Below are 18,651 nucleotides of genomic sequence, written 5' to 3' on the forward strand. Positions count from 1 at the left end.
TGTTACGGGTTGATGGTGATCTTCATGGTGGAGGTGGTGTTCTTCACGTCCTGCGCGTTGCCGCTGAGCCTGAGCCCGTTGAACGTGACCTCGCCGACGGCGGGTCCCTGGCCCGCCTCCGGCATCTCGTTGGCCCACAGCCCGAAGCCGGACTTGGCGTCGTAGGCGTCACCGCTCCTGCGGGCGCCGGTGATCGAGATGTCGGTCAGGATCGTGTCCTTGATCGGGTACTGCGGCTGACCTCCCACGTAGTTCGTCTGGAACATGATCCCGCTGTACGTCGGGTCGACGATGTCCACGTGGTTGATCCGGATGCCCTGGAAGACCTTGGAGGCCGAGAACAGCCAGATCCCGGGGAAGGTCTGCGTCCCCCAGAAATGGCCGCCCGCACGGACCACGGAGACGTTCTCGACCGTCGTCGGACCGGTCCCGAATCCGTTCATCGGATAGCCGAAGTCCAGCGAGCTGACCGTGATGCCCGAGTAGACGAGGGTGTCGGCGATGTGGATGTTGCGGAAGGTGTTGTCGTAGCCGCCGTAGACGGCCACGCCCGCGGCGCGCCAGGTCAGGATCGCCGTCAGGTTCTCGTAGACGTTGTTCTTCATGTCCGCGCCGCCGGCGTCGATCGCCGAGAACAGCGCGAAGCTGTCGTCCCCGGTGGACCGCGCCTCGTTGTTGACGACGTGGTTGTCCGTCGAGCCGTTGGTCATGTTGATGCCGTCGGCGAAGGTGTCGCGGATGCGGGAGTTCTTGATGGTGATGCCGTCGGTGTTCGCGCCCCAGTAGAGGCACACCGTGTGCTCGTTCCAGACGTTGTCGATGACCATGTCCGAGACGTTGGAGAAGTCGAACACCTTGCCGGGGCCGTCGATGCGGGAGGTGTAGTTCCCGAAGTACGCGAAGTTCGCGAACGTGGACCCCTTGGCACTGGCCTCGGCGCGGAAGCCGATGTCGGTGTTCTCCTGTCCGGAGGGGGCGTGGAACCTGGTGTACCAGGGGCCCGCTCCGACGACCCGGACGGCCTTCCCGTAGACCTGGAACTTGCTCGCGGTCTGGTAGTCGCCGGGCGGCAGGTAGACGCCCACGAGCGTGCCCGTGGTGTCCATGCGCACCTTGTCCAGGGCGTTCTGGACGTCCTGGTGGGTGAAGCCGGCCGGAACGGCGTACGCCGCCGGGTCGGGGTTCGCGGTCTGGGCCGCCTGCTCCAGGCTGACGAAGTCGATCGCGTAGGTGCTGGTGTTGGCGCTGTCCTTCTGGAGGCGGATCCTGCTGCCGGCCGGGACGGTCCGGCCCAGCATCACGTTGGCCTCGTCGTAGATGTGGCGCGGCGATCCGGCGCCCGGGGAGTTGCCCGGGCCGGTCTCGGCGCCGTACAGCCAGGCGTACTTCGAGGTGAGGTCGATCGCCTTGAGGAAGGTGCCGTCGACATAGATGTTCAGCGTCGAGTCGATGCCTCCGCCGCCGGGCGCGTCCGGGATCGAGAAGCGGGTCACCAGGGTGTTGGTGCTGGCCCGGGTGGTGAACTCGACGTAGTTGCCGGTGTTGTTCAGCGTGACGGCCTTGCGGCCGGACGCCTCGCCCGCCACGTCGCCCACGGTCCGGTTGGGGCCGACGACCTGGGCGCCGCCGCCGGTGACGCCGTCCTCGGCCTCGTACATGTCGTACGGCATGTTCGCCCCCCGGCCGACGAAGAGGGAGCCGGTGGTGGTGTTGTTCCCGCGCTTGACCGGGAGCTCGTTGGCGTCGTCCGCGACGACCGTGCGCACGGTGTACGAGCCGTTGACCGCCTTCCAGCTTCCCAGGCTCACCGGGGCGGTGGTGGCGCCCGCGGCGATGACGCCGCTGTAGCCGCCGGTCAGCGTCTTCACGGTGGCGCCCTTGGCGTCGAGCAGGGTCACCGTGACGGCGTGGGCGCCGGCGGCGGAGGCCACCGTGCCCTGGTTCTTCAGCGCGACGGAGAAGGTGACGTCGTTGCCCGCCGAGGGCGCCGACGGGGAGGTGCTGACTCCCGTGGACACCAGGTCGGAGCTGGCGACCGGCTTGACGACCAGGCCGGTGGCGCTGGTGTAGGTGTTGTCGGTCTCGTTCTGCTCGATGACCTCGCCGGCCGCGTCGGCGACCGCGCTCAGCGCGTACGTGCCCGCGTCGCGAGCACCGATGTCGGCGGCTACCTGGACGGACGCCCCGGCCGCCAGTGCGCCCACGGAGGCCGTGGCGACCTTGGAGCCGCCGAGCCGGAACTCGACCTTGCTCGCCGGGGCGGCGACCGCGCCGCTGTTGCGCACCGTCGCGGTCAGGGTCACCGGGTCGGACTCGACCGGCGCGGCGGGGGACGCGGTCAGCGAGGTGACCTGGAGGTTCGGGTTGGGTGCCGGGGCTCCCAGGACCTGGAACTCGGCGACCTGGCCGGCCCCGGAGCCGGTGTTGGCGGTGAACTTCAGCTGGACGTCGGCGACGCGGGCGGAGACCGGAATGGTCACCGTGTTGCCGGTGGCCGGGCTGAACGCGTACTCCTTGGCGGCGACCAGGCCGGTGAACGACGTGGCGCTCTGCTCGCGGCCGAGGACCTGGATGGTCTGGGTCCTGGCCCCCCAACTGCTGTCCGGGTTGAGCTTGACGACGACGTTCTCGGTGTCGGCGTTGGCCCCCAGCTTCACCGTGAGGGTGTTGGGGTAGCTGCCGCCGGCCCCCTCCCAGTAGGTGGTCACCTGGTTGTCGTTGGCGTTCTCCGCGACGAACGTGTGCACCACGGAGGACGCGGTGATGGGCTTGCCGACCGCCAGGTTGGATGCCGTGCCGGTGCTGCCGTTGCGGGTGACGGTGTTGCTGTTCCCCGAGACGTTGCCCGCCGCGTCCCTGGCCCGGACGTAGTACGAGACCGTGGCGCCGGCCGGCTGGGTGTCGGTGTACGTCGTGACGTCGCCCGCCACGCTCGCGCGCAGCACGTTGTCGGCGTAGACGTCGTAGCCGGTGACTCCCTTGTTGTCGGTGGACGCCTGCCAGACCAGCGTGATCCGACCGGACGAGGACTCGGTGAGGCCCAGACCGGCCGGCGCGGTGGGCGCCTGGGTGTCCCCGGAGTCCCCGGTGCGGGTGACGGTGTTGCTGTTCGCGGAGACGTTGCCCGCCGCGTCCCTGGCCCGCACGTAGTACGAGACGGTGGCGGAGGCGGGCCGGGTGTCGGTGTACGTGGTGACGTCGCCCGCCACGCTGGTGAGCAGTTGGTTGTCGGCGTAGACGTCGTAGCCGGTGACGGCGGTGTCGTCCGTCGCGGCCTTCCAGGTCAGCCTGATCTGTCCGGTGGCCGGCTCGGTGTACGCGAGCTGCGCCGGCGCGGTCGGCGCCTGCGTGTCGCCGCCCTCGGGGCCGTAGATCTCCAGCTCGGAGACCTGGGCGCCCGGCTGGACGGTGTTGGCGCTGACCAGGACGCGCACATAGCGGGTGGTGGTGGCGTCGAAGGAGACGGTCGCGGTCTCACCGGCGGTCGGGCTGAAGGTGTACGCCGTGGGCCGGGTCAGGTCCGTGAAGTCCGAGCCGTTGGCGCTGCCCTGGATCTTCAGGGTCTGGCTGCGGGTCTCCCAGCCTCCGGGCAGCCGCAGGACGACCCGGTCCACGCGGACCGAGGAGCCGAGGTCGGCCTGGATCCACTGCGGCAGCTCGTTGTTGCGGCTCTCCCAGTAGGTCGCCGTGTTTCCGTCGTTGGCGTGGGACTCGACGTAGTCCTGGGTGTGGCTGCTGGCCGTGAGCGTCCGGCCGGCCGCGAGGTTCACCGACGACTCGGCCGCCGCGCGGACCTCCATCTCGGCGAGCTGGCCGTTCTTCGCCGCCGTGTTGGCGGTGATGTCCGCCCGGACGTAACGGGTCCGGGTGGCCGGGACGTCGATGGTCACCGTGTTGGAATCGCCCGGGGCGAAGGTGTACGCGGCCGCACTCTTGAGCGTGGTGAAGCTGGTGCCGTCGGCGCTGCCCTGGAGCGAGAGGGTCTGGCGCCGGCTCTTCCAGCCGGCCGGGAGCTTCAGCGTGACCCGGTCGATGCGGGTGACCTCGCCCAGGTCGCTCTGGACCCACTGCGGGAGGTCGTCGCCGGACCCCTCCCAGTACGTGGACGGGTCGCCGTCGGTGATGTGGGCGGCGCTCCGGCCGCTGAGCGCGCTGCTCGCGGCCGTCCGGTGCCCTGCGGCGATGTCGGGCCCGCCCGCCGCCGACGCCTGGAGCGCCGGCCAGCCGACCATCAGCAGGCTCGTGGTGACGGTGGCGGAAAGGACCCGCCATCGCCGGCGTTGCGTTCTCATATCTCCCCGATCTTCGGCCTCGGCGCAGGGGGCGGCCGAGGCGCGGCTCTGTCTGCGTCCCTGTCGGCATGAATTCCTGCAACCGACAGGATGGACTTTTGCGTTTTGCGGTCAGAGAGTTGCAGAGGATTGAAGGGGAGTCCACTGTTCCGACAGAAGAAGAATGCACGGGCAACCCAGCCGCCCTTCCTCAAACTCCCGCCGATTAAGGGCATATGACTACGTGTCGCCCAAGGTTCGTCCCGCGTCCGTCAATGCAAGAAATTTGCGCCAGGATGAAAGGCGCTGAAAGCTCCCAGCTCGGAGGCGCGGCGCGGCGGCCCTCTCCGCGAGCAGACGAAGGGGCGGGGTCCGCGCCCGCGGACCCCGCCCCTTTTTCTCCGTTCCCCCACGCCCTCCGGTTCAGCCGGTGGGGCTCCAGCGGTAGCGGACGTCCGGTTCGTTCTCCTCGTTGCGCCCGCCGTCGTCGAAGGAGACGGCGGTGAATCCGTGCCGCTCGTAGAACGAACGCGCCCCCGCGTTGCGCTGGAAGGTGTGGAGGGCGAGTCCCTCGGGGCTCAGTTCCCTGGCCTTCTCCAGCAGCAGTGTCCCGATCCCCCGCCGGCGGAGATCCGGCCGGAGGTAGAGGTGTTCGAGCTCCTGGCCGTCGAGCGAGACGAAGCCGGCCGCTTCCCACGCTCCCCCGGTCCCGGGCAGTTCGGCCACCCACACCTCGGTACCGGGCAGGACGACGTGCTCCATCCACGCCAGCGTGTCCGCGTCGCTGTGCACGCGCGGCAGGTACGGCAGGGCGGTGGCGCGGGCGTCGAGGAAGACGCGGGTCAGGGCCTCCGCGTCGCGCGGGCTCCCCTCCCGCAGCCGTACGGCGCCGGGGTGCGCGGGGTCGTGCGAGGTCATCGGGGCTCCTGTCCGAAGGGGGCGACGGCCGCACCGCCTCCGGAATTCCCGTACGTGCGCGGTGACTCGGCCACTGGGGGCCGACCGTACGCCGGGCACCCCGCGGACCTCCATAGGATATGACCCGGCCGGCCCGCCCCGGGCCGCCCGCCCGGGTCAGCCGTCCCGAGTCAGCCGCCCGCGAAGGAATCGACGTACCGGTGTACCAGCCCGAGACTTTCACGTTTCCCGAGGACGGCCATCCGTCGCCGGTCCCGCGTCCGGCCGAGGGCGCGCCCTCGCTGTGGCTGGTCGACGTGGCCGCCCAGGGCGGCGCGGCGGCCCGCCTCGCCCCCGGGATCCTCGACGCCGCCGAACGCGCCAGGGCCGCCCAGCTCGTGGCCCCCGCCGACCGCGCCTGCTACCTCACCGCGCACACGGCGCTGCGGCTGCTCCTCGGCGCCCGCCTCGGCGTCGCCCCGGCGGAGGTGCCCCTCGTCCGCGAGCCGTGTCCGTCCTGCGGCGGTCCGCACGGCCGCCCGGCGACCGGCGGCGGTGTCCACTTCTCGCTGTCGCACACGCAGGGGCTGGTCCTGCTCGCCTTCGCCGGGGCACCGGTGGGCGCGGACGTCGAACTCCTCCAGCAGCCCTCGGTGATCGCCGAGATCTCCGGCCAGCTGCACCCGGCGGAGGCCCGCGAACTGGCGGAGCTGTCCGGGCCGGAGCGGCCGGCCGCCTTCGGCCGGGTCTGGACGCGCAAGGAGGCGTATCTGAAGGGCGAGGGCATCGGCCTGGCCGACGGGCTGGCCGCCGACTACGTGGGCACCGGCCCGGAGCCCGCCCCGGGCCCGCCCGGCTGGACGGTCACCGATGTCCGCGTCCCGGACGGATACGCGGCGGCCGTGGCGGTCCGCGCGGCGGGGCGGGCACCCGCCGGCGCCGCTGACCGGCGAAGATGACGGGGCGGGCCCGACCGCACCGACCGACCGATACGGAGGAGTGGCAGATGCCGCACGCACGAGCCGGACAGCAGGCGCGTCCGGAGGACCTGACCGATGTGGCACGGCTGGTGACGGCGTACTACACGCTCCACCCGGACCCGGCGGACCCCGGCCAGCGGGTCGCGTTCGGCACCTCGGGGCACCGCGGGTCGTCGACGGCCACCGCGTTCAACGAGGACCATATCGCCGCCACCAGCCAGGCGATCTGCGAGTACCGGGAGCGGCAGTCCACGGACGGGCCGCTGTTCCTGGGGGCCGACACCCACGCCCTCTCGGAGCCCGCGCGGGTCACCGCCCTCGAAGTGTTCGCCGCCAACGGCGTGAGCGTGCTGATCGACTCCGCCGACGGCTACACCCCGACGCCGGCCGTCTCGCACGCGATCCTCACCCACAACCGGGGCCGCACCACGGGCCTGGCCGACGGGGTGGTCGTCACCCCGTCCCACAACCCGCCGGGCGACGGCGGATTCAAGTACAACCCGCCGAGCGGCGGACCGGCCGGTTCCGAGGCGACGGGATGGATCCAGGACCGGGCGAACGAGATCATCACCGGCGGTCTCAAGGACGTCCGGCGGATGACGTACGCCCGGGCGCTCGCCGCGCCCACCACGGGGCGTTACGACTTCCTCGGCAGCTATGTGACGGACCTTCCGTCCGTGCTGGACCTGGACGCGGTCCGCGCGGCCGGGGTGCGGATCGGCGCCGATCCGCTGGGCGGCGCCTCGGTCGCGTACTGGGGCCGGATCGCCGAGCAGCACCGCCTCGATCTGACCGTCGTCAATCCGCTGACCGATCCCACCTGGCGGTTCATGACGCTGGACTGGGACGGGAAGATCCGGATGGACTGCTCGTCGCCGTACGCGATGGCCTCGCTGATCGAGCGGCGCGACCGTTTCGCGATCGCCACGGGCAACGACGCCGACGCGGACCGGCACGGCATCGTGACGCCGGACGGCGGGCTGATGAACCCCAACCACTATCTGGCCGTGGCCATCCGGTACCTCTTCGCGCACCGCGATCGCTGGCCCTCCGGGGCCGGCGTCGGCAAGACGCTGGTCTCCTCCGGAATGATCGACCGGGTGGCCGCCGATCTGGGGCGGCGGCTGGTGGAGGTGCCCGTCGGGTTCAAGTGGTTCGTCGACGGGCTGGTGGACGGCTCGCTCGGCTTCGGCGGCGAGGAGTCGGCCGGGGCCTCGTTCCTGCGCCGGGACGGTTCGGTCTGGACGACCGACAAGGACGGCATCCTGCTGGCCCTGCTCGCCTCGGAGATCCTCGCGGTGACGGGCGAGTCGCCGTCCGCGCACTACGCCGCGCTGACCGAGCGCTTCGGTGAACCGGCGTACGCCCGGATCGACGCCCCGGCGGACCGCGAGCAGAAGGCGGTCCTGGCCCGGCTCTCCCCCGAGCAGGTGACGGCCGACACCCTGGCGGGCGAGCCCGTCACCGGCGTGCTCACCTCGGCACCGGGCAACGGCGCGGCGATCGGCGGGATCAAGGTGACCACCGAGAACGCCTGGTTCGCGGCCCGCCCCTCGGGCACCGAGGACGTGTACAAGATCTACGCGGAGTCCTTCAGGGGCGCCGACCACCTGGCCCTCGTCCAGGAGGAGGCCAGGGGCGTCGTCTCGGCGGCCCTCGGCGCCTGACGCACGGGGAGGGGCGGCCGGGCACCGGCCCGGCCGCCCCTCCCCCGTTCCGCGCGGACCGACCGGGCCTACGGGGTGGTCACCGTCGGCCTCGGGGCCTTCGCCATGCCGGTGCCGAGGAAGAAGCCCGGGTGCGGCGGCTGGTTGTAGGCGGTGTTCTGCCAGGCCAGGGCGGTGCGGTAGGTGGTGTCGTGGAGCAGGGTGGTGATCTTCGTGTCGGTCTCGTACGGCGTGGAGTAGATCCGCAGCGCCGTGTTGGTGGTCGTCGGCCAGACGACCTCCTCGCGCCAGTCCCCGAACAGGTCGCCCGAGAGGGCGGGGGTCGCCTTGGTCCCGTTGTTCGAGTGGACCGAGGACCCGGTCAGCAGCCGGGTGTCCCCGCCGGTCCCGTACTTGTCGATGTGGGTGCCGTCGAGCAGTTCGCGGGAGAGGTCGCCGTCCCACCAGCACAGGAAGTTGGTGCTGGAGGGCTTGCGGCTCGCGACGACGGTGCCCCGGGGGTCGCGTACGCCGTCGGCGGCCGACGACCAGGACTCGGCGCCCGCGCTGCCGGCCCAGATGTCGCCGCTGACACCGCGTCCGTTGTCGCCGCCGGCCGGGGTCGACCAGAGGATCTGGCCGGTGCGCGCGTCCGCCATCCAGGAGGACGGCTTCGAGCCGTCCTCGTCGACCTTGAACTCCTCCAGGCCCGCCCGCGACGGGTCCAGATCGCCCACGTGCTGGGCGTCGCCGTGGCCGTTCTTCGTCGTCCACAGCGCGTTGCCGTTGTCGTCGACGGCCATGGCCCCGTAGACGATCTCGTCCTTGCCGTCCGCGTCGACGTCCGCGACCGAGAGCTGGTGGTTGCCCTGGCCGTCGTAGCCCCGGCCCTGGTTGGTGGAGCTGTTGGTGTCGAAGGTCCAGCGCCGGGTGAACGCCCCGCCGCGCCAGTCCCAGGCGGCGATGACCGTACGGGTGTAGTAGCCCCGGGCCATGATCAGCGAGGGGCGGGAGCCGTCCAGATAGGCGGTTCCGGCGAGGAAGCGGTCCACCCGGTTGCCGTAGCTGTCGCCCCAGGAGGAGACCGTGCCCCGGGCGGGGACGTAGTCGACGGTGCCCATGGCCGCGCCGCTCAGGCCGTTGAACATCGTCAGGTACTCCGGACCGGAGAGCACGTAGCCGGCGGAGTTGCGGTGATCGGCCGAGGCGCTGCCGATCACCGTGCCCCGGCCGTCGACGGTCCCGTCCGCGGTCTTCATCGCGACCTCGGCCCGGCCGTCGCCGTCGTAGTCGTACACCTGGAACTGGGTGTAGTGCGCGCCGGAGCGGATGTTGCGGCCCAGGTCCACGCGCCAGAGCCGGGTGCCGTCCAGGCGGATCCCGTCCACGACCGTGTTGCCGGTGTAGCCGGACTGGGAGTTGTCCTTGGCGTTGGTGGGCTGCCACTTGAGGACGAAGTCGAGGGCCCCGTCGCCGTCGAGGTCGCCCACCGAGACGTCGTTGGCCTCGTAGGTGTAGGCGACGCCGTCGGGGGTGGTGCCGCCGGCGGGCGGGCTGATCGGCACGTCCTTGTAGCCGGCGCGGAACTGGATGGCGTGGACGGAGTCGCCCTGCTCCACCCCGCCGACGACGGCGCGCACGGTGTAGTCGGCCGAGTTCGGGGCGCCGGCGTGGAAGTAGTTCGTCGAGCCGGTGACCGGGGAGGCGTTGACCTTGGTGCCCGCCCGGTAGACGTTGAAGGAGACGTCGTCCGGATCGGTGGCGAGCCAGCGCCAGCTGATCAGGTTGCCGGTGTCGGTGTGGACGCTGACGAGGCCGCGGTCCAGCCTCTCGGCCTGCCGCGCGGTCGCGGCCTGCGAGGTCTGGCCGGTGACGACGAGGGCGGTGGCGGCCAGTACGCCCGCGGTGAGCGCACCGAGCAGGGTGCGGGTGCGGGAGGTGCGGCGTCTGCGGGGGGAACGGCGTTGCTCAGGAGCCACGGTGCGTGCCTTCCGGAGTGGGGACGGTGGGGTACCCCTCAGTGCCCGCCGGTCCCGGAAAGGTTGCCGCCGCGTGTCGCGCGGATGTCACCCGTTCGCCGCAGCGCGGTGGCGGCCCCGGCGTGCCCGGAACAGGCTTGTGGGCCAGTGCCGCCGACGGACGGCGGCGGCAGAGGGTGATGGGGGTACGACGTGCCGGACACCGGTCCACGCGACCACGGGACGCCGCCGGCCGATCGCATGGCGGACGCGCTCCTGGACACCCTGTTCAGCCAGTCGGCCGTGGGTCTCCACGTCCTGGACACGGACCTGCGGGTGGAGCGGGTCAACTCCCTCAGCGACCAGGTCGCCCCCGAGGACATCGTGGGCCGGCGCTTCACGGACGCCTATGTGCTGGACGAGCCCGAGGAGGCCGAGCGGCTGCTGCGCGGGGTCCTGGAGACCGGGACGCCGGTGATCAACGAGGTCGTCCGGGGGCGGGTGACCGGGACCGCCGGCCCCAGTCACAGTGTGACGGTGACCGTGCACCGCCTCGACGACGCCGCCGGCAGGCCGCTGGGGCTGCTCGCGGCGGTGGTGGACGTCGAGGAGCGGGAGAGGTCGCGGGCCCGGGTGGACACGCTGGCCTCGGTCCGGCGGAACGTCGGCCACTCGCTCGACATGGAGGCGATCAGCCAGGGCTTTGTCCGGGCCCTGGTGCCGCAGTTCGCGGACTTCGCGGTGATCGAGGTGGTCGACGACGTGCTGCGGGGCTCGCACGCGCCGCTCGGCCCGGTCGGCGGCGACGTCCCGTTGCGCCGGGCCGCCCAGCTGGGGGTCGACGGGGACACGACCGTGGGTGAGCTGCGGCGGCTGCCGGAGGGCACCCCCGCCGCGCTCGCCGCCGCCGATCTGCGGCCCCGGCTGCTGGCGCTCCACCCGGGGCTCCCGTGGCTGGCCTCGGACCCGGTGACCGCGCACATGGTGGAGGCGACCGGTGCGCACTCCCTGATCGTGGCGCCCCTGAAACTGCACGGCGCCTTCCTCGGCCTGGTCGGCCTCTACCGCTGCACCGGCTCCGAGCCCTTCGACGAACGCGATCTCACCCTGGCCCTGACAGCGGCGGCGCACGTGGCGCTGAGCATCGAGACCTCCCGGCGCTACGCCCACGACCATGTGATCGCCTCGACCGTCCAGCGCCGGCTGCTGCCGCAGTCCGACGGGGCCCGTGTCGCCGTCGAGACGGCCCAGGTGCTGCTCCCGGGGCGCAACAGCGGCTGCTGGTTCGACACCATCGGGCTCTCCGGCGCCCGGACCGCGCTGGTCATCGGGAATGTCGCCGGGCACGGTCTGCAGACCGCCATCGCGATGGGGCAGCTGCGCACGGCCGTGCACGCCCTGGCCGGGCTGGACCTGGAACCGGACGAGGTCCTGGCCCGGCTCAACGACACGGCCGACCGGCTCGCCGAGGAGCGGCGCGCCCTTCCGCCGGGCGACGCGCTGCACCGCCAGCCGCTGACGGCGACCTGTCTGTTCGCCGTCTACGACCCGCTGAACCGGAGCTGCACGATGGCGCGCGCGGGGCATCCGGCGCCGGTCGTCGTCGACCCGGACGGGCGCCCGGTCCCGCTCGACGTCCCGGAGGGCCCGCGGCTGTTCTCCGAGGACAGCGCCCCGTTCGCCACCGCCACGGTCGAGCTGGAGGAGGGCAGCGTGCTGGCCTTCTTGACCGGTTCGCTGCTGACCGACGGCGACGCGGTGACCAAGGTGCAGGACGCCCTCGCCTATCCGGACCGGCCGTTGCAGGCGCTGTGCGACGCGATCGTGTACAACCTGCCGCCCGGCACGCACCCGGACGGGGCCGCGCTGCTCCTCGCCCGGACCGGGGTCGTCCCGCCCGACCGGGTGGCGACCTGGGAGCTGCCGCACGACCGGACGACCCCGGCCGTGGCCCGCACCCTGGTCCGCGACCGGCTGGAGGGCTGGGGCCTGGAGGAGGCGACGGTCGAGGCGACCGAGCTGATCGTGAGCGAACTGGTCACCAACGCGGTGCGCTACGGCACCCCGCCGCTGACCCTGCGGCTCCTGCTGGACCGGACCCTGACCTGCGAGGTCCACGACACCAGCCCGGTGGCCCCGCATCTGCGCCACGCCCGCACCGTGGACGAGGGCGGACGCGGGCTGTTCATCGTCTCCCAGCTCGCCGCGCACTGGGGCACCCGGTACAGCTCCGGCGGGAAGGCGCTCTGGACCGAGCAGGAGATCACGCACGACACGGCCCCCTGAGGGGCACGCCGACGGGGTGGCGGACCGGGGGTGCGCCGGTCTCAGGCGGGCGCCGGCCGGCCGCCGGACCGGGCGAGCAGGACCAGGGAGCAGACGGCGGCCAGCGCGCACCAGGTGGAGACGAACTCCGTGCGCCACAGCACCGCGCAGAGGGCGGCGCCGGCCCCGGCCAGGACGCCGAGACGCACCAGCCACCGGTCGCCGGACAGCAGGAGCGCGCCGACGGTGGCGAGCAGGTAGCCGGCCACGACCAGCCCGGGGAGCGGCAGGCCGAGCACATAGCCGACGGTGTGGCCGCGGATCCGTGCCGTCACCGGCCGGGTCGCCAGGGCGTACGCGAGGACGGCGGCGGTCGCGGCCCCGGCGGCCAGCGGTACGGTCTGCCGGCGGCGGAAGGCTGGCGGGGCCGCGCACAGCACGCCCAGCGGGACCCAGAGCGCCAGCACCGGCAGGGCGATGACCGCCCAGGCGAGGGTGGCCGGGCCGCTGCCGCCGCCCGCGTGCCAGACAGCGGCCTCGACGATCTGGTGTGCCCCGAGGAGCAGCGGCAGGGCGGCGAGCGGGAGGTCGCGTGCCCGTCGGGTGCGCGCGAGGCAGGCGACGCCGGTCGCGGCCACCGCGGTGCCCGCGACGAGATCGGCGGTGGCGCTCCAGCACATGACTCACCCCGTGGTTCCTCGTCTGCGCCGGCCGGGCCGGACCTCGGCCGCCGCCCCGGTCACGGTACGGCCCGCCGGCCGGGTCCGGGACTGTGACACACCGACTCCTTGACCGGTCCATGCCACTGACGTACCGTCACGGTCGTTCGCATACAAGAACTCAGGTCAATATACGGAACGACAGTGGATGTCGTTCCCGTGGCCGAGGGATTGCCTGCCACCGCACCGAACCACTCATTGGTGCCCGCGGAGAACACCGCGGGCGGTGAAAGGAATACCCAGTGCGTACCAGAAACCAGCATGCCCGACGGAGGGGCGGCCGGACAGCCGCCGCCTTCGTCGCCGGTGCCTCACTCGTCCTCGCCGGGTTCACCGCGCTCTTCGCGACGGACTCCGCGACGGCGGCCCCCGCGACCGGCTCGTACAGCCTGTCGAACGCGAACAGCGGACTGTGTCTGGAGGTCCCCGGCTCCTCGGCCTCCGACGGGGTGCAGCTCGCCCAGCGCTCCTGCTCCGGGGGCGCCAACCAGACCTGGCAGCTCAAGGCGTCCGGCAGCGGCTACACCCTGACCGCGGCCCACAGCGGCCGGTGCGCCGGGGTGCGCGACGCGTCCACGAGCGCGGGCAAGGCGGTGGAGCAGCAGGGCTGCACCGGCGGGGCCGGGCAGGTGTGGACGCTGTCGCAGGTCAGCGGCGCGACGTACCAGGTCGTCAACGCCAACGGCGGCAAATGTCTCAACGTGAAGGACGGCTCCACGGCGGCCGGCGCGCTCGTCCAGCAGAACTCCTGCGACTCGGTGACCAGCAAGCGCTGGACGTTCACCACGGCCGGATCGACCCCGACCGACCCGCCCACGGACCCGACCGACCCGCCGACCGACCCCGGTGCGCCGCCCGCCTGGCCGAAGGCCACGAGCAGCCAGCCGCTCACCTCGACGATGAAGGTCTCCGGCAGCTACGACGGCGGGCTCAAGCGCTTCTACGGCAGCGGTGACCTGGGCACCGGCGGACAGGACGAGGACCAGCCCGCCCTGATCGAACTGGCCGACGGCGCCACCCTGCAGAACGTCGTCCTCGGCTCCCCCGCCGCGGACGGGGTGCACTGCACGGGCAGCTGCACGCTGAAGAACGTGTGGTGGGAGGATGTCGGCGAGGACGCCGCCACCTTCCTCGGCGGCTCCTCCTCCCTGGTGCGCACGGTCGACGGCGGCGGTGCGAGGCTGGCGGACGACAAGGTCTTCCAGCACAACGGCGGCGGCACCCTGATCATCAAGAACTTCCAGGTCGAGGACTTCGGCAAGCTCTACCGCTCCTGCGGAAACTGCTCGACCCAGTACGCGCGCCACGTCCAGGTGCGGAACGTCTGGATCACCGCTCCGGGCAACACCCTGGTGGGGATCAACACCAACTACGGTGACACGGCCCGCTTCTCCGGCGTCACCATCTACGACGACGCGGACCGCGGCATCGACATCTGCACCAAGTACAAGGGCGTGACCAGCGGCGAGCCCAGCAAGACGGGCACCGGCGCCGACGGCACGCACTGCATCTACTCGGCCTCCGACATCACCTACGCCGACTGAGGCGCACGGGGCCACCGTGCCCGCCCGCCCCGGTGACCGGGGCGGGCGGGCACGTTCGCCGGACCGCCCCGGTCAGGCCGTTCCGTCCGACCAGGCGTACGGCGGTGGCACCGGTTCTCCGGAGGACCCCGAGCCCGCCCGGCCGAGGTCGCGATCCGCGACGCTCATCAACTGGCCCGCCACATCGCGCATCGCGCGGCTCGCCGCCAGCTCGTCCCCGATGGCGGGCACATCCGGGTCCTGGGGGCTGCACCGGGCGATGCCGTGACCGGTGAGCCTGGCCGTTCCGGTGTCCAGCACCGCTTCCGCCTTCGTCGTTCCGTCCGCCTCCGAGAGATCGACTCGGACCGTCCACTCCATCGTGCGGTTCATCGCACACCTCCCGGGCCCGCTACCGCCGGGCGGGCGCCTCCGTCGTCGTACGGGTCCCTTCCAGCATCCACCCAACCGGACGCGCGCGCCCGTTCCCGGCGCGGGCGGCCCCGGCCCGGCCTGCGCGGGGACCCGGTCCGCAATAAGATTCTTCCCGGCGATCCCCCGTCACCGCGGAGCGGCTCATGAACCGGCGTCCCCGCTCGGCCAGTGCCGAGGAGCTGCTCACCACCCTCCATCGGCTGACCTCCCGCGCGCGCCACGAGGTGGAGCTGCACCAAGCCCGGGTGGAACTGGCGGAGGCCCTCCAGCGCGAGATGCTGCCGCCCGAGCTGCCCTCGGCCCCCGGGCTGCACACGGCCGCCCGCTACACCCCGGCCCGCAGCGGGCTGGACATCGGCGGGGACTGGTACGACGGCTTCCGGCTCCCCGACGGCGCGCTGGCCTTCGCCATCGGGGACGTCCAGGGCCATGACGTCGAGGCGGCGGCCTTCATGGGCCAGGTCCGCATCGCGATGCGGGCGCTGGCGACGACGGCGGCCGATCCCGGCGAGGTCCTGCGGCAGACCAACGAACTGCTGCTCGCCGTGGACTCCGCCCTCCTGGCGACCTGCACCTTCGTCCGGCTCGATCCGCACACCCGGGAGCTGCTGATCGCCCGCGCCGGCCATGTGGGCGCGGTCTGGGCCACGGCGGACGGGGCCTCGGGCGTCACCGAGGACGAGGGCGGTCTGCCGCTCGGGATCCAGACCGGCGAGGACTATCCCGTCACCGCCCGCCGCCTCACCGGCGACGGAGTGTTCGTCCTGGTCACCGACGGGGTGGTGGAGGGCCCCTCGTACCCGATCGGCGAGGGGATGGACGCGGTCGAGCACGTGGTGCGCGCGCATGCGCGCGACAGCGCGGACACGGTGGCCGACGCGGTCCTGGGCACGGCCGAGCGCACCGGGCACGAGGACGACGCCGCGGTGCTCGTGCTGCGGCACACCGCCTCCCCCGCCGCCGCCTGAGACGGCCCGCACCATCAGGCGCGAGGCGGCGGGGGCGTGTCACGCGGCCCTCGCCCCGGGCGCCGGTGTCTGATGAGAGGCGTGATCCGCAGCGAGAAGAACCGCCGCCGGGCCGCGGCCTTACTCCGTGTCCTCGGTGTCGCCGGTGCCTACTACGCGGCCGGGGCCCTGGGACTGCTCCGGCAGGTGACCGTCCAGGGGGCGGTGATCACCCCGCTGTGGCCGCCCACCGGGATCGCGCTGAGCGCGCTGCTGCTGATGGGGACGCGGATCTGGCCGGGGATCGCGCTGGGCTCCCTGCTCGTCATCACGACGCTCAGCGGCTCGGTGTCGGGATCGACGGCGTTCGTCGTCGCGGGCAACACGCTCGCCCCCTTCCTCGCGTATCTGCTGCTGCGCCGGGCCGGATTCCGTGCCGAACTGGCCCGGCTGCGCGACGGTGTCCTGCTGGTCTTCCTGGGGGCGCTGACCGGGATGCTGGTCAGCGCGACCACGGGCAGCCTCTCCCTCCTGATCGTGGAGAAGCTTCCGGCCAGCGGGTTCTGGTCGGCGTGGGCGGCGTGGTGGGCCGGGGACGTGATGGGGGTGCTGGTGGTCACCCCGGTGGTGCTGGTGCTGCGGCGGCTGCGGATGCCCCGGGCGGACGACCGCTGGGCGGAGGCGGCGGCGCTGTCGGTGGTCGCGGTCCTCGGATCGCTGGAGGCCACCCGCAGTCAGCTGTCGATGCTCTATCTGGTCTTCCCGATCATCGTCTGGGCGGCGCTGCGCTTCCGGCTCGCGGGCAGTGCGCCGTGCGCGCTGCTGGTGTCGGTCCTGGCGACCGTCGCCGCGACGGACCGGGTGGGGCCCTTCGCCGGTCATACGATGGTCGAGGTCATGATCAACCTGACGGTCCTGAACGGGGCCGTCGCGCTCACCGCGCTGCTGCTGGCGGCCGTCGTGGCCGAGCAGCAGACGGTCCGGCGCCGGATCGAGCGCGCCTGCGAGGAACTGGCCGAGCTGGTCGACCAACTGGCCCCGGGCCGGTCGGCGGCGGCCTGGCCGTCCCGGGCGGAGGACGAGGGGGACCACCGCTGACCGGGGCCGCCGAGCGGGGCGGGACCTTCCGGAGACGCCCGGGCGGGTCAGCGCCCGAAGTGGCGGTCCAGGAAGTCGTTGCGGAAGGTGCCTTCGGGATCGTGGCGGGCCATCAGCGCCTCGAAGTCCCGGTAGCGGGGGTAGAGGCTGCGCAGCACGTCGGGCGGGGTGCCGAAGACCTTGCCCCAGTGCGGGCGGGCCTCGAAGGGGGCCAGCGCCTCCTCGATCCGGGCGAGCACCGGGGCGACGGCGTCGCCGTCCGGGACCCAGGTGAAGTGGAAGGCGACGGAGTCGCGGCCGGAGGCGGGGCTGAGCCAGAGCCGGTCGGCGGCGACGGTGCGGATCTCGGAGATCTGGAGCACCGGGGCGATCAGGTCGCGGATCCGGGCCAGCGCCTCGTAGGCGTCGGCCGCCCGCTCACGGGCCACGAAGTACTCGGACTGGAGTTCGTCGCCGTTGCTCGGGGTGAATTCCAGCCGGAAATGCGGGAGCCGGCGGTGCCAGGGGCCGGGGACTCCTCCCTGGCGCGTGCAGTGGACGGGGTCCACGCCGGGGACGGGGTGGCGCGGCCCGTCGGCCGGGCGCGCGCCGGGCAGCAGGGCGGGCACCTCCTCGGCGCCCGGGTCGCCGACGCGCTCCTTGAGCCAGACCTGGGCGAGCGGTCCCGGCCGCCAGTCGGTGAAGACGCTGACGCTGTACGCCGCGCCCATCACCGCGTCGAACCCGCCGGTCAGGACGGACTCGGGCAGATCCTCGTACACCCGCTGCCGTACGTCGAAGGCGGGCACCAGGTCGAGCGTCAGCCTTGTCACCACGCCGAGCGCGCCCAGCGCCACCACGGCCCCGTCGAAGTCGTCGTCGCCGCGGTCCAGGGTGAGCTTCCCGCCGTCGGCCGTGATCAGGTCGAGGGAGCGGACCGCGCCCGCGAGGCACGGGAGGGCGGCCCCCGAACCGTGGGTGCCGGTCGCGCAGGCGCCGGCCAGCGAGATGTGCGGCAGCGAACCCAGGTTGTGCAGGGCGAGCCCGTGCGCGTGCAGGTGCCCGGCGAACTCCCCGAAGCGCAGTCCGCCCCCGACCGTGGCCGTGCGCGCGTCCGTGTCGACGCCTACCTCGCGGGGCAGCCCGGCCACGGAGACGAGGTCACCGGTGGTGTCGGCGACGGTGTTGAAGGAGTGCCGGGTGCCGAGTGCCCGGACCGAGGGGGCGGCGGCCACCGTCTCCCGCAGTTCGGCCTCCGACCGGGGGACGAGGAGCCGCTTCGCCCCGAACGTGATGTTGCCGGCCCAGTTCGTCTCCGCGGGAGCCACCGTGCGTCCTTCTTTCGCTCGTGCCCGGGACCGTTCCGTCCCGGCACCTCGATTCTCCCAGAGGGACATATCCGCACAGCATCCGGTTCCCACGCGTCCCAAATACCAACAGCCGACTACAGAACCTGAGATCCCGTACGGATCGGGACGAGTTCATGCCCCCTTCGCATGTCTGAACTTCACTGGAACAGCAGCGAAAGGGCACGTGTGTGGATATCGTGCACCGAGCGAGGGCGCATCCGTCAGTCCACAGGATCGGCGGATGCGCCCCGTTTGTGGCGATGCAACTGTGACTGGGGGGTTCATGGGGCATGTCGAGCTACCCGAATCCGAAATATCAGGACCCGTGGGACTGGCAGGGGCGCCACGTCCGCGGACCTCTTCGCACCGGCTCAGCGGACCGGCCACCGACCGGCCGCCGCAGGGCCCGACCGTACAGCGCGACCGTTCCGCCCGGACCACGGCGCGAACGGGGACCGGCCGGCGACTGCCGCTCGGCGTCACCACCGACCTGCTGGGCCTGGGGGTCCCCGGCTGGCTGGTGCTCCGCGCCGGCGCCCAGCCGTCTCCGGCCGCCGCGGCGGCCACGGCCGCACTGGTGTGGT

12 protein-coding genes and 1 pseudogene are annotated in these 18,651 nt (G+C 72.6%); 7 read left to right on the forward strand and 6 right to left on the reverse strand.

What is annotated here, in order from left to right:
- Positions 1-2 precede the first annotated feature (2 nt).
- On the reverse strand, positions 3-4,292 hold the full coding sequence (locus tag ACWCXC_RS35505; protein ID WP_450891652.1) for a discoidin domain-containing protein: 4,290 nt from the start codon (positions 4,290-4,292) through the stop codon (positions 3-5).
- A gap of 402 nt (positions 4,293-4,694) precedes the next feature.
- Entirely contained in the window at positions 4,695-5,189 is a 495-nt protein-coding gene (locus tag ACWCXC_RS35510; RefSeq protein ID WP_450679815.1) for an N-acetyltransferase family protein, read from the reverse strand.
- Positions 5,190-5,389: 200 nt separating this feature from the next.
- Here ACWCXC_RS35510 and ACWCXC_RS35515 point away from each other — a divergent pair, with 200 nt between their 5' ends.
- Positions 5,390-6,127 (forward strand): 4'-phosphopantetheinyl transferase family protein, encoded by a 738-nt coding sequence (locus ACWCXC_RS35515; RefSeq protein WP_450891653.1) that lies wholly within the window; start codon positions 5,390-5,392, stop codon positions 6,125-6,127.
- Between the two features lie 47 nt (positions 6,128-6,174).
- Positions 6,175-7,815 (forward strand): phosphoglucomutase (alpha-D-glucose-1,6-bisphosphate-dependent), encoded by a 1,641-nt coding sequence (gene pgm, locus ACWCXC_RS35520; protein WP_450679813.1) that lies wholly within the window; start codon positions 6,175-6,177, stop codon positions 7,813-7,815.
- 68 nt (positions 7,816-7,883) lie between these two features.
- Here the strand turns inward: pgm and ACWCXC_RS35525 are convergent, their stop codons facing one another.
- Positions 7,884-9,773 carry a rhamnogalacturonan lyase gene (locus tag ACWCXC_RS35525; RefSeq protein WP_450891654.1) on the reverse strand — a complete coding sequence of 630 codons (1,890 nt, stop codon included), beginning with the start codon at positions 9,771-9,773 and terminating at the stop codon, positions 7,884-7,886.
- Between the two features lie 240 nt (positions 9,774-10,013).
- Between ACWCXC_RS35525 and ACWCXC_RS35530 the strand changes: the two genes are divergently transcribed.
- A complete protein-coding gene (locus tag ACWCXC_RS35530) occupies positions 10,014-12,038 on the forward strand; it encodes a SpoIIE family protein phosphatase (RefSeq protein WP_450679811.1) in 2,025 nt (674 codons plus the stop codon).
- A 41-nt stretch (positions 12,039-12,079) separates the two neighbouring features.
- On the opposite strand, the gene ACWCXC_RS35535 is transcribed toward ACWCXC_RS35530, so the two are convergent.
- Positions 12,080-12,697 (reverse strand): DUF6629 family protein, encoded by a 618-nt coding sequence (locus ACWCXC_RS35535; protein WP_450679810.1) that lies wholly within the window; start codon positions 12,695-12,697, stop codon positions 12,080-12,082.
- Between the two features lie 281 nt (positions 12,698-12,978).
- On the opposite strand from ACWCXC_RS35535, the gene ACWCXC_RS35540 reads away from it, so the two are divergent.
- Positions 12,979-14,280, forward strand: coding sequence for a pectate lyase (locus ACWCXC_RS35540; protein WP_450891655.1), 1,302 nt, complete (start codon positions 12,979-12,981; stop codon positions 14,278-14,280).
- Between the two features lie 72 nt (positions 14,281-14,352).
- Here ACWCXC_RS35540 and ACWCXC_RS35545 read toward each other — a convergent pair whose 3' ends face one another.
- On the reverse strand, positions 14,353-14,652 hold the full coding sequence (locus tag ACWCXC_RS35545; protein ID WP_450891656.1) for a DUF1876 domain-containing protein: 300 nt from the start codon (positions 14,650-14,652) through the stop codon (positions 14,353-14,355).
- A gap of 185 nt (positions 14,653-14,837) precedes the next feature.
- On the opposite strand from ACWCXC_RS35545, the gene ACWCXC_RS35550 reads away from it, so the two are divergent.
- Positions 14,838-15,662 (forward strand): PP2C family protein-serine/threonine phosphatase, encoded by an 825-nt coding sequence (locus tag ACWCXC_RS35550; protein ID WP_450679807.1) that lies wholly within the window; start codon positions 14,838-14,840, stop codon positions 15,660-15,662.
- An 81-nt stretch (positions 15,663-15,743) separates the two neighbouring features.
- Positions 15,744-16,739: an MASE1 domain-containing protein gene (locus ACWCXC_RS35555; protein ID WP_450891657.1), complete on the forward strand. Its 996-nt coding sequence runs from the start codon at positions 15,744-15,746 to the stop codon at positions 16,737-16,739.
- 47 nt (positions 16,740-16,786) lie between these two features.
- On the opposite strand, the gene ACWCXC_RS35560 is transcribed toward ACWCXC_RS35555, so the two are convergent.
- The gene (locus ACWCXC_RS35560; RefSeq protein WP_450891658.1) at positions 16,787-18,046 is read right to left on the reverse strand and encodes a D-arabinono-1,4-lactone oxidase; all 1,260 of its coding nucleotides are present in this window, start codon (positions 18,044-18,046) and stop codon (positions 16,787-16,789) included.
- A 346-nt stretch (positions 18,047-18,392) separates the two neighbouring features.
- Here ACWCXC_RS35560 and ACWCXC_RS35565 point away from each other — a divergent pair.
- Positions 18,393-18,651 (forward strand): annotated as a pseudogene (locus ACWCXC_RS35565) (sugar transferase); the annotation flags it as partial.

It is taken from the genome of Streptomyces sp. NPDC001515 (genome assembly GCF_053597115.1).

Coding starts and splice junctions, on each gene's coding strand:
- pgm (WP_450679813.1), top strand. CDS start 6,175: ATGCCGCACGCACGAGCCGGACAGCAGGCGCGTCCGGAGGACCTGACC.
- ACWCXC_RS35545 (WP_450891656.1), bottom strand. CDS start 14,652: ATGAACCGCACGATGGAGTGGACGGTCCGAGTCGATCTCTCGGAGGCG.
- ACWCXC_RS35505 (WP_450891652.1), bottom strand. CDS start 4,292: ATGAGAACGCAACGCCGGCGATGGCGGGTCCTTTCCGCCACCGTCACC.
- ACWCXC_RS35530 (WP_450679811.1), top strand. CDS start 10,014: ATGGCGGACGCGCTCCTGGACACCCTGTTCAGCCAGTCGGCCGTGGGT.
- ACWCXC_RS35535 (WP_450679810.1), bottom strand. CDS start 12,697: ATGTGCTGGAGCGCCACCGCCGATCTCGTCGCGGGCACCGCGGTGGCC.
- ACWCXC_RS35510 (WP_450679815.1), bottom strand. CDS start 5,189: ATGACCTCGCACGACCCCGCGCACCCCGGCGCCGTACGGCTGCGGGAG.
- ACWCXC_RS35550 (WP_450679807.1), top strand. CDS start 14,838: ATGAACCGGCGTCCCCGCTCGGCCAGTGCCGAGGAGCTGCTCACCACC.